Source organism: Stenotrophomonas sp. PS02298 (genome assembly GCF_029959445.1).
Lineage (GTDB): Bacteria > Pseudomonadota > Gammaproteobacteria > Xanthomonadales > Xanthomonadaceae > Stenotrophomonas.
The window spans coordinates 1-11,288 of the sequence record NZ_JASCOR010000144.1 but is presented as its reverse complement, the minus strand read 5'-3'; the positions used below and the strand labels follow the sequence as shown (position 1 = coordinate 11,288).

The following is an 11,288-nucleotide window of genomic DNA, read 5'->3' as shown; positions in this document are numbered from 1 at the left end:
GGCTCATGCCTTCCACGTTGTGGAGGATGATCATGTTGGCCACCAGCTGGCTGTACTTGATGATCTTGCGCTGCTCGTGTTGGACGTTCTCAGCAATGATCCCCTGGCTGCCAAAGAACACCCATTTTACGAAGCCGTTGTACTCCTCGCTCTTGTTGGTCGCAGCATGGATCGTTTTCCGAATCTCGTTGTCATCGATGTAGCGCAGCAAGAACAGCGTTCGGACGGCCTTGCCAAGTTCCCGGAAGGCGAAGTACAGCTTGTTCTTCCGGCTGTAGGTGCCCAGCCGGCGCAGGATCGAGGACGCGGTGATCTTCCCCAAACGGATTGAGATCACGACCCGCAGCATGTCGTGGAGATGGGTCGCGATCAGTTGCCAGTCGATGCTGTCTCCGAACAATGCCTGGATGTTCTTATAGGTTCTGCCAGGTTCGGGCCGGAAGAATGTCAGATCCTTGATGTTTCGTATCCTGGGCATCAGCTGGATGCCCAGCATGTGGGCCAAACCGAAGACCGGGTAGCTTTGGGCCTGCGTGTCGCCATGGACGATCTCAGGCTGGATGTCGGAAGTGTTGGCCAGCAGGCCGTCGAGGATGTAGATGCCCTCGTGCACGCCACAGGGAATGAAGTGGCTGAACAGTGCCACGTATTTGTCGGACACGTGGTAGTAGCCAATGCCGCCGTAGCCGCCGTAGCGGATGTGGTACTCCGACAACAGGTTGTCCTCGTAGACGCTCCATTTGGTGCCATCTGCGGAGGCGCTCTTCCCGCTGCCCCAATAGCCCGGCAGGTCGAATTTGTTGTAGGTATTGATGACCTCCACGATGGCCTTCTCAAGCACATCCTCGGTCACGTATTTCAGGTTCAGCCAAGCAACCTGGCGCCGGCTGAAGCCCTTGATCGACCGCGCCGTCTGCGTCGGCCCCAGGTTGCAGCCATAGCAAAACAGCGTGGTGATCACCCGTCGAGGGAGATCTTCAACCTGGCTCTCGGTGCCGGCGATCGGACGGAAGAATCGGTGCAGATCCAGCCATCGGCTGGCGTCGATCAGGACATCGACGATGCTGGATTCCGGGAGCCGTTCGGCGATGAGGCGATCCACGGTGGTAATCGCGCTGGAGACTTCGGCGCGTTGCCCCTTCCGCAGCACCAGGCGCCCCTCCAGGATGTCCGCATGCACGTTCTCCGGGAAACGCGCGTCGACCTCGTCGGCCAGGGAGGTCAATTGTGCGCGTAACCCTGCCACGAACGACTCGGCGTCGGTGGGCAGGCCTGACACCTGACCATAGGCTTCCAGCTCCTGGGCCAAGGTGGCTTCATCGACCAGCTGCTCGCGGTAGTCATCAAACCGTTCGCTGCTGGGAATGAAGAGATCTCCGGACTTCAGCTCGTCTTTGACCTGCACCAGCACGGCCAGCTCGAAGTACTTACGGTGCATCCAGCCGGCGCCTGCCGCGCTGGCCCGCTTGCCAAACACGTGCTGACGCCAGAGCTTGGACATCCAGTCAAAATCCTTCTCCGGGTCCAGGCCGAGGGAAGCAACCTCGATCAACTCACGCCGTTGGTTGCGCAGTGACAGCACGGCCGCGATCAACGGCTCCATGCCGGCGTCGTGGCTGGTTGCCCGTAGATTCATCAGCTCCAGCCCATTGAACAGCAGCGGCCTGACCGCGCCGTAGGGCTGCAGCATGAAAGGCAGGTAGTTTTTCCCTGCATAGGCCATATGTTCTTCGCATTCGGCCAGCAAGGTCGATACTTCCGCTTCCAGGCTGTTGTCGATGGCATCCACGCGCTGACTATCGCTGCCGTCGAGCTGATAGGCCTGCAGGATTTCCTTGAGCTGGCCGATGAGGAAGTCGGCCCGCTTGGCATGTTCGAGCTGGTAGGCCAGCAGCTTCTGCTGGGCCGTGTTCTCCAGCCCGCGCACCTGCTTGATGAACAACTCGGCTGCATCATCCAGCGTCTTGGCATGCTGGGCGCGAATGAAGATGGTGGCCAGCGCATAGCGCTTGTCCGGAGCCAATTCGGCCAGCTCGCTGGCGTCATAGGCCCGAGCCATTGCACGGAATTGCTTGAGCTTGGGCACCGGCACATCGATGGGAGGCAGCTGGTCGGCCAGCTGCTGCAGCATGCGGATGTGCTGCAGATAAAAACGAACTTCCTTGTTGGTCGGCCGGCCAGGCTCGCGCTTGAGTGAGTGCCAGCCAGTAAATCTGGAGCCTTCCGGTGCGCGCAGCAATTCGTCAATGAGCGTGCGCGTTGCGGGCGTCAGCGCGTGACTGATGCTGCGGTAGTACCCCAGATTGACCCTCTCACGCGCGCCAATGGCGGCCAGCTCCAGGGTGCGGAAGCCTGGCAGTTCGTAGCGGTGGTGCACCAGCTCTTCGAGCAGGACGTTCACGATGTCCGGGATGGTGTGCTTGGTCTGGGCTGCTCCGGTGGCCACCGTGTCCAGCCAGGCCAAGCCTGATTTGTCCAAGGGACGTACCCCAATGAACTTCCGAAGCTGCGGCATATGCCGGCGCTGGCTGCCGGAGGCGTCGTAGCGTTCGAGCTGGTCGGTGTCCAATACGCGCCCGAGTCGGGCGGCCTTGGCGATGTGCTTCCGGATCCGCTCGGGCACTTCGGCCAACACCGTGAAGTAACCCAGGCGCTGGAAGAGCTTGAGATGAATCAGTACCGCCAGCTGCGGTCCCGGCTGGGTGGTCAGCTGCTTGGCGAATGCAATCTCAGCGGCGGTCGGAGTGTAGATCTCCTCCAGTTCCTTGGCGGTGGGATCAGGCTTCAGTCGCGGGTAGGCGGTCTCGTGAAGGGTAGCCATTGGATCCGAAGGTTATGAGGGGATCAATCCCAGTGCCGGCCATCGTCTGTATTGAGAGACGCTTCCAGGAAACACTGGTGCGTATCGGCCATGCGGTGCATGTCATCGAGCAACGTGGCCAGGATTTCATCCAGATCCCGGTCGGGATCGGTGGGAACAGTCAACTGGTACTCGCTGCTGGCGGTGTTCAGGCGCACAGCCTGGAACGGAGCCAAGCAGATCTCTTCAATCCGGCCCCGGGCCTTGGCCGCGCCGCGGCCCGCGCGGGCAAACGGGGTCAGCACCATGCGCAGGCGCAGCTGCAGGGCCGATTTGCCCTCAGGCGCCGGCAGTGCCGTCGCCGGTACCGGCGCGGTTGGACTGGGCAGGCTTGCTTCAATGCGGTCCCGGGCAAACGGGTCACGCCCGTCCAGGTAACGCATGGCCGACTGCATATCGCGCCAGCCCACGTACTCCATCAAGGCCTTCATGTCCCAGCCTTGGTCGTTGGCCCAGCTGGCAAAGCCGCGGCGCAACGAATGGCTGCTGTGGAGCCCCGCATCGGCAAAGCCGGCACTGGTCAGCAACTCGCGCAGCAGGCGCACCAAGCTGTTGGGATGCAGGCCTTCGGTGCTCACCTGGCCCCATTGGCTGACCGCCCGAAATACCGGCCCTTCTTGCAGGTCGGCCGCCTGCAGCCACACTTGGGTCGCCTCCACCGGGCACAACCGCGACAACGCCGGCACCTTGTAGGTAACGCCGGCGGCCTGGCGATCGCCCTTGCTGCGCGGCAGGAAACAGGTCATCCCCTGTCCCGGCACCAGCGTGAGATGGGCCACGTCCAGACGCAGCAGTTCGTCGCCGCGAAAGCCACGCCAGAACCCGAGCAGCACCAGCGCCCGGTCCCGTTGGTGGCGAAGCGCTGCCGCTCCGTCGCCCCGCACCTGTGCCGCCGCGATCGCAGCGGCCAGCCAGTCGTCGAGCTCGACCAGCCGCCGAATCTGGAGTGGAGCGGCCTGCTTGACCTGGCCCGGGTGCAGAGTCTGGATCCCTTTGAGCACCTTGCGCACCAGCGGTGACCGAGTCGGGTCAACAAAGCCGTGGTCGCGGTGCCAGGAGGCGATGGCCGCCAGGCGTTGGCGGAGGGTGCTGGTCGCCAAGGTCTGCGCATAAGCGGCCAGGTACCGGGCCACGCTGTCAGGTGTCGCTGGGAGGTGGCCTTGCCACTCGACTTCAAAGTGTCGAAGCGCCGACGCATAGCTGCGCACCGTGTTCTGGCGCGTGGCCGCATCGAGGTAGCGGTCCAGTTCGGTCACTGGCGCGTGGCCTCCACCGAAGTCGGCTGGCGCAGAGTCGACAGGATCGTGCACTCCGCCCGCTGACCACCATGGCAACTGGCAATCACCCGTTCCAGCTCGCTGGCCATGCGCTGCAGATCGGCCATGCGCGCCCGCACGTCGGCCAGATGGCTGCGGGCCAGCCGATCCACGTCCCCGCACGAAAGCTCCTCATCGCCGGCCAACTGGAGCAAGCTGCGGACCTCTTCCAGGCTGAAGCCCAGATCCCGGCCACGCGCAATGAAGCGCAGCCGCTCGATGTCGGCCGGGCCATAGACCCGGTAGCCATTGCCCGAGCGCCCCGGGCGCGGCAGCAAGCCGATCCGCTCGTAATAGCGGATGGTCTCCAGATGGCACCCGCTGGCGTCGGCAGCTTCACTGATTTTCATTCGTAGTACGCTTGACTCCGTAGTAGCTACGGACTTTACCCTCACCCGCTGTGTCATGCCAGCGGCCCGCCCGGGCCCGGCTTCCCTGCGAATGGAGATGTTCCGATGAGTGATTGCGGCTGCCACCACGAGGCCAAGAATGCGCAGGAGCGGCGCGTCCTCTGGATCGCCCTAGCGTTGAACGCGGCGATGGCCGTGATCGGCGGCATCGCCGGCTGGGTTGCCCATTCCACCGGTCTGCTGGCCGACGCCCTGGACATGCTGTCCGACGCCACCGCTTATGCCATCGGCCTGGTCGCCATCGGGCGCACGGCCCGCTTCAAGGCCAATGCCGCGTGGGTCAGCGGCAGCGTGCTGCTTGTGCTGGGTGTGGGCGTGTTGGTCGAGGTCGGCCGCCGCGTAATGTTCGGTGCCGAGCAGGTCAGCGGCTGGATGATTGGCACGGCGCTGCTGTCGCTGGTGGTCAATATGACCGTGCTGCGCATGCTGGCGCCGCTGAAATCCGGCGAAGTGCATCTGCGGGCGACCTGGTTGTTCACCCGCGCCGATGTGGTGGCCAATGTTGGGGTGATCCTGGCCGGCCTGTTGGTGTGGTGGTTGGCTAGCCCGTACCCGGATTTCGTGATCGGCGCCCTGATCGGTCTGTATGTGATCAAGGAAGCCTTCGAGATTTTGGGTGATGCCCGCCGGGCACGTGCCGACGCGCGCAAGACGGCTGCATGACCAGGCTTGTCCGGCTGGGTTCTGGCCTGCGCTGGCTCCTGCTGGCGCACTTGGCCGTGGGTCTGGTGGCGCAGCCGGTGCTGGCAATGGTCGGCGAGCTACATGTTCAAACCCATCCGGCCACTGCCGACCGCGGCCCGGCAGTGTCGCAGCCAGCTGCCGAGCGTGGTGTAGACGTCGCCCTGCACCGGCTTCAGCAGCTGGTGCTGTGTTGCGGCCAAGCCGTGCCAGCCCCTGAGATCCTGCTGGCCGTGGCGGACATCGGTCGGTACTTGCACGAGCTGGACGCCGATACGCCCCGGTATCCGCCCGCGCACCTGATCGCGCCATTCCGACCGCCGATCGCAGGGTGAGGTCGGCCGGCATGCGCCGGCGCCCTGTCGCTATCGAGAACCTTCGGAGTACTTCCATGCATGTGCGATTGGCGGCTATAGCCGCATGGCTGCTGTTGGGCGGCGCGGTGACGACGCCGGCGGCGGCCGCCGAGTTGATGACCTTGGACGACGCGTTCGCGCGTGTGGCCCAAACCCACCCGGAGCTGCGCCTGGTCGATGCGCGGGCCACCGTGCTCGCTGCCGAGCGCGATAAGGCCGTTCAACGCCCACCGTGGACGGTCGGTGCCGAGGTCGAAAATGCCTTAGGCACCGGCGCGGCCCGTGGTCTGGACAGCGCCGAGCTGACCTTGAGCCTGAGCTCGGTCCTGGAGCGCGGCGGCAAGCTCGACGCGCGCCGTACCCTGGCCCAAAGCCGGATTGATGCGCTGGCCGTGCAGCGCGAGACCGGGCGGCTGGACTTGCTCGCGGAGACGGCGCAGCGCTATTTGGCCGTTGTCGGTGCCGACCGGCAGCGCAGCTTGGCGGACATGGATGTCGGCCAGCGCCAGCGGACCGTTGCGGCCGCCCGGCAGCGCCTGCAGGCTGGCGCGTCGCCCGAATCGGTGGTGCTCACCGCGCAGGCGGCGCTGGCGCGGGCCGAGCTGACCCGTGATCGGGCCGAGCAGCAGCGCATTGCCGCCCGGCAGCACCTTGCTGCCCTGTGGGGTGAACGTGCTCCCAGCTTCGAGGTGGCCGCGGCCGATCCCATGGTCTTGCCGGCGATCGCGTCCATGCAGACGCTGGCCGAGGAGCTGGAGCGGACTCCGGAACTGGCGCAGTTTGCCGACGCCCGTCGGATCGCGCAGGCACGACTGCAGCTGGCGCGTTCGGCGGCCTCGCCGGACCTGTCCTGGCAGCTCGGTGTGCGCCGCCTGCAGGAGTCCGACGACACCGCGCTGGTGGCCAGCCTGTCCATGCCGCTGGGCAGCCGCAGCCGTGCACAGCCGGAGATTCGCGCCGGCGAAGCCGAGCTGGAGGTCCTGATGATCGAGCGTGAGGCCAAGGGCCTGTCGCTGTACTCCACGCTGGTCGAGGCCCATGGCCGCTACACCGTGGCGCAGGCCGAGGTGGCGCGGCTGCGAGGCGACGTACTGCCGAAGCTGGCCCGGGCCGAGCAGGCTGCCGAGCGCGCCTATCGCGCCGGCGCGATCAGCTATCTGGAATGGGCACAGTTGCAATCCGAACGCACGGCCATGGCCCAGCAGCAGCTTGACGTCGCCTTGGATGCGCAGCGCGCCCTGATCGAAATTCAACGACTGACCGGCCAGGCGCTTGTCACGCCGCCGGCGGCCGCTTCCACCGGAGAGACCCCATGAATCGCTTTTCCTGGACCGCACTGGGCATGGCCCTGATGCTGACGGCCTGCAATGCGTCCGCCCCCAACGAAGCCTCCGAGGGCGGCGCCGCCGCTGAGGGCGAAGAACACGGTGAGCACGAGGAAGCGCCGTTGGAAACCAAGATCGCGGCCAAAGCTGCGCAGGCGGCGGGTATCCAGGTCGCGCCGGCGGGTCCAGGTGAGATTGCTGACGAGCATGAGGTGCAAGGCCTGCTGACCCTGATCGATGGGCGCATCGCGCAGGTCACTGCACGCTTCCCCGGACCGGTCCGCTCCGTGCGAGCGGGCGTGGGTGATCAGGTGCGTGCCGGCCAGGCACTGGCCACCGTGGAGAGCAACCTGAGCCTGACTACCTACACCGTCACCGCGCCGATCAGTGGCGTGGTGATGGCGCGTACGGCCGCTGTGGGCATGGCAGCCGCTGAGGGCGCGCCGCTGTTCGAGGTCGCCGATCTGTCCACGTTGTGGGTGGACCTGCACATCTTCGGCGCTGACGTCCAACACATCGGTGCCGGCGTACCGGTGACCGTCACCCGCTTGAGCGATGGCGTCACGGCGCAAACCACCTTGGAGCGCGTCCTGCCCGGCACTGCCACCGCCAGCCAAAGCACCATCGCGCGCGCCACCGTGGCCAACACCGATGGCCTGTGGCGGCCGGGTTCGGCGGTCAAAGCGCGGGTCACCGTGGATCGCCAATCGGCGGCGCTGGTGGTACCGATCACCGCGCTGCAGACCGCAGAAGACCAGGACGTGGTTTACGTGCAGCAGGGCGACACCTACCACACCCGGCCAGTCAAGCTGGGGCGCCGCGACGCCGAACGTGCCGAAGTGCTGGACGGCCTCAAAGCCGGTGAACAGGTGGTGGTGGCCCAGAGCTTCCTGATCAAGGCCGACATCGAAAAGTCCACCGTGGAAGAGGAATGAGGCCCGCCATGCTCGAACGCCTCATTGGGCTGTCCATCCGCCATCGCTGGCTCACGCTGGTGCTCACCGCTGCGCTGGTTGCGCTGGGCGTGTGGAGCTACCGTCACCTTTCCATCGACGCCACGCCGGACATCACCAACGTCCAGGTCCAGATCAACACCCAGGCCCCGGGTTACTCGCCGGTGGAGGCCGAGCAACGGGTCACCTTTGCCATCGAAACGGCTATGGCCGGCTTGCCCAAGCTGGACTACAGCCGCTCGCTGTCGCGCTACGGTCTTTCGCAGGTCACCGTCGTGTTCAAGGACGGCACCGACCTGTACTTTGCCCGCCAGCAGGTCGCCGAGCGCCTGCAGCAGATCGCCTCCCAGCTGCCCGACGGGTTGGACCCGGAAATGGGGCCGATCTCCACCGGGTTGGGCGAGATCTTCATGTACACCGTGGAGGCCGAGCCCAACGCTCGCAAGCCCGACGGCACCCCGTACACGGCCACGGATCTGCGCACCCTGCAGGACTGGGTGATCCGGCCGCAGCTGCGCACCACGCCCGGCGTCACCGAGGTCAACACCATCGGCGGCTTTGAGCGGCAGATCCACATCACCCCCGACCCGGCCCAGTTGGTGGCGCTGGGCTTCACGTTGAACGACGTGGTCGCCGCGGTCATGCGCAATAACCAGAACATCGGCGCCGGCTACATCGAGCGCAACGGCCAGCAGTTCCTGGTGCGCGTGCCCGGCCAGCTGGCCAATCTGGAGGCGATCGGCAACATCGTGCTGGACCGGCGCGATGGCGTGCCCATTCGGGTGCGCGATGTGGCCAGCGTCGGGGAAGGCAAGGAGCTGCGCACGGGCGCGGCCACCCAGAACGGCCATGAGGTCGTGGTCGGCACCGCCTTCATGCTGTTCGGCGCCAACAGCCGGGAGGTCTCCCAAGCGGCTGCGGCCAAGCTGGACGCCGCCAACGCCAGCTTGCCCCCGGGCGTGCATGCAAAGGCCGTGTATGACCGCACCGCGCTGGTGGACCGCACGATCAGCACGGTGTCCAAGAACCTGATCGAGGGCGCGCTGCTGGTGGTGGTGGTGCTGTTCCTGCTGCTGGGCAATGTGCGCGCTTCGCTGATCACCGCCGCAGTGATTCCGCTGGCGATGCTGTTCACCATCATCGGCATGGTCCGTGGCGGCGTATCGGGCAACCTGATGAGTCTGGGTGCGCTGGACTTCGGCCTGATCGTGGACGGGGCGGTGATCATCATCGAGAACTGTCTGCGCCGGTTCGGGGAGGCGCAGCACGCGCTGGGCCGCCAGCTCAACGATGAAGAGCGCTATGACCTGACCGCCTCGGCCACCGCCGAGGTGATCCGTCCCAGCCTGTTTGGCCTGGGCATCATCGCGGCGGTCTACCTGCCGATCTTCGCGCTGTCCGGGGTGGAAGGAAAAATGTTCCACCCGATGGCGATCACGGTGGTGCTGGCCCTTACCGGTGCCATGGTGTTGTCGCTGACCTTTGTGCCGGCAGCGATCGCCACCTTCCTGCGCGGCCGCGTGGCTGAGCACGACAACCGCCTGATGCGCTGGTCGCGGGCCCGCTATAGGCCGCTGCTGGATTGGGCGCTGCGTCGGCGCGTGGTGGTGCTGGCCGGCGCGGCCGTGCTGGTGGTGGGCTGTGGCGTGCTGGCCACCCGCCTGGGCTCGGAGTTCGTGCCGAGCCTGGATGAAGGCGACATCACCTTGCAGCCCATGCGTATTCCCGGCACCAGCCTGGAGCAGTCGGTCGCCATGCAGGAAACGCTGGAGAAGCGCTTGGCCCAGTTCCCGGAGGTAGCCAACATCTTCTCCAAGATCGGCACCGCCGAGGTGGCCACCGACCCAATGCCGCCATCGATGGCCGACACCTTCCTGATGCTCAAGCCCCGCGACCAGTGGCCCGATCCGCGCAAGCCCAAGGCCGAGCTGGTGGAAGAGCTGGAGGAGGCGGCCAAGGAAATCCCGGGCAGCAACTACGAGTTCACCCAGCCCATCCAGATGCGCACCAACGAGTTGATCTCCGGCGTCCGTTCGGATGTGGCGGTCAAGGTCTACGGTGACAACCTGGACCAGCTGACGCGCCTGGCCAGCCGGGTCGAGCGGGTCATGCGCAGCGTCCCCGGCGCCGAAGACGTCAAGGCCGAGCAGGTCTCGGGCCTGCCGCTGCTGACCATCACGCCGGATCCGGCGGCATTGGCACGGTATGGCCTGAACCCGGGCGATGTGCAGGAAACGGTGGCCACCGCCATTGGCGGCAGTGTCGCAGGCCAGTTGATTGAAGGGGACCGTCGCTTCGACCTGGTGGTGCGCCTGCCCGAATCGCAGCGCCAAGACCCGGCCGTGCTGGCAGATTTGCCGATTCCGCTGCCGGCAAGCACCAGTGTCGACGAGTCCAGCCGTCTGGCCGCCGGCGCCAATGGAGGGCCTCGTACGGTGCCACTGCGGGAAGTGGCGAAGATCCAGGTGGAACGCGGGCCCAATCAGATCAATCGCGAAAACGGTAAGCGGCGCGTGGTGATCACCGCCAACGTGCGGGAACGCGATCTGGGCGGGTTCGTCGGCGAGTTGCGCACGCGCATCGGCCAAGATGTCACGCTTCCAGAGGGCTACTGGATCGATTACGGCGGCACTTTCGAGCAGCTGATCTCGGCCACCCAACGCCTGGGGGTGGTCGTTCCGGTGACGCTGGCGTTGATCTTCGCCCTGCTGTTCATGGCCTTCGGTTCGGCCAAGGACGCGACCATCGTGTTCAGTGGTGTGCCACTGGCGCTGACCGGCGGTGTGCTGGCGCTGGCCCTGCGCGGGATTCCGCTGTCGATCTCGGCCGGCGTGGGCTTCATCGCACTGTCGGGCGTGGCCGTACTCAACGGCCTGGTCATGATCGCGTTCATTCGCCGCTTGCGCGAACAGGGTGATCCGCTGGACGAGGCGGTACGCGACGGCGCCCTTGGCCGGCTGCGGCCGGTGCTGATGACCGCCCTGGTAGCCTCGCTTGGGTTCCTGCCCATGGCCTTGAATGTCGGTGCTGGCTCGGAGGTGCAGCGGCCGCTGGCCACCGTCGTCATCGGCGGCATCGTCTCATCCACCGCATTGACCTTGTTGGTGCTGCCGGTGCTTTATCGTTGGCTGCATCGCGACCGCGCTCCCCGCGCCGGCAGCACTGCTTTGGAGTCTTCGGCACCATGAACGAGCTCAACCTGGAACAGGTGCGTGCGGCGATGTTTACCGACCCGGGCGTGAAAGCGGTGGACGACCTGCGGGGTTCACCCCCGTTTTCACGGACACTTACGAGAAGGCCGATCAAGGCCATGAGGAGTGTTCATGTCGAAGCGAAGGAAGTTCAGCACCGAGTTCAAGCGCGGTGCGGTTGAGCAGGCCAGCCAGC

General features: G+C 65.7%; 8 protein-coding genes. 5 read left to right on the top strand and 3 right to left on the bottom strand.

Annotated elements, in window-relative coordinates; translation table 11 throughout:
* The 3 genes from QMX78_RS17015 to QMX78_RS17005 all read right to left on the bottom strand — a co-directional run.
* The coding region (locus QMX78_RS17015) for a Tn3 family transposase (protein WP_282271752.1) at positions 1 to 2,821 on the bottom strand (2,821 nt) is incomplete at its 3' end.
* A 23-nt stretch (positions 2,822 to 2,844) separates the two neighbouring features.
* Positions 2,845 to 4,116 (bottom strand): site-specific integrase, encoded by a 1,272-nt coding sequence (locus tag QMX78_RS17010; protein ID WP_282271751.1) that lies wholly within the window; start codon positions 4,114 to 4,116, stop codon positions 2,845 to 2,847.
* Positions 4,113 to 4,526: a helix-turn-helix domain-containing protein gene (locus QMX78_RS17005; RefSeq protein WP_282271750.1), complete on the bottom strand. Its 414-nt coding sequence runs from the start codon at positions 4,524 to 4,526 to the stop codon at positions 4,113 to 4,115. The genes QMX78_RS17010 and QMX78_RS17005 overlap by 4 nt, the downstream gene beginning before the upstream one ends.
* A gap of 105 nt (positions 4,527 to 4,631) precedes the next feature.
* Between QMX78_RS17005 and QMX78_RS17000 the strand changes: the two genes are divergently transcribed.
* Genes QMX78_RS17000 through QMX78_RS16980 form a run of 5 tightly spaced genes read left to right on the top strand, consistent with a single transcriptional unit; the run spans position 4,632 to position 11,089 of the window.
* Positions 4,632 to 5,249, top strand: coding sequence for a cation transporter (locus QMX78_RS17000; protein WP_282271749.1), 618 nt, complete (start codon positions 4,632 to 4,634; stop codon positions 5,247 to 5,249).
* Positions 5,246 to 5,602, top strand: a complete 357-nt coding sequence (locus QMX78_RS16995) for a hypothetical protein (RefSeq protein WP_282271748.1) — start codon at positions 5,246 to 5,248, stop codon at positions 5,600 to 5,602. Before QMX78_RS17000 ends, QMX78_RS16995 begins: the two co-directional genes overlap by 4 nt.
* Before the next feature lie 56 nt (positions 5,603 to 5,658).
* Positions 5,659 to 6,939 (top strand): TolC family protein, encoded by a 1,281-nt coding sequence (locus QMX78_RS16990; protein WP_282271747.1) that lies wholly within the window; start codon positions 5,659 to 5,661, stop codon positions 6,937 to 6,939.
* Positions 6,936 to 7,883: an efflux RND transporter periplasmic adaptor subunit gene (locus QMX78_RS16985; protein ID WP_282271746.1), complete on the top strand. Its 948-nt coding sequence runs from the start codon at positions 6,936 to 6,938 to the stop codon at positions 7,881 to 7,883. Before QMX78_RS16990 ends, QMX78_RS16985 begins: the two co-directional genes overlap by 4 nt.
* A gap of 8 nt (positions 7,884 to 7,891) precedes the next feature.
* Positions 7,892 to 11,089, top strand: a complete 3,198-nt coding sequence (locus QMX78_RS16980; RefSeq protein WP_282271745.1) for a CusA/CzcA family heavy metal efflux RND transporter — start codon at positions 7,892 to 7,894, stop codon at positions 11,087 to 11,089.
* Positions 11,090 to 11,288: the final 199 nt, after the last annotated feature.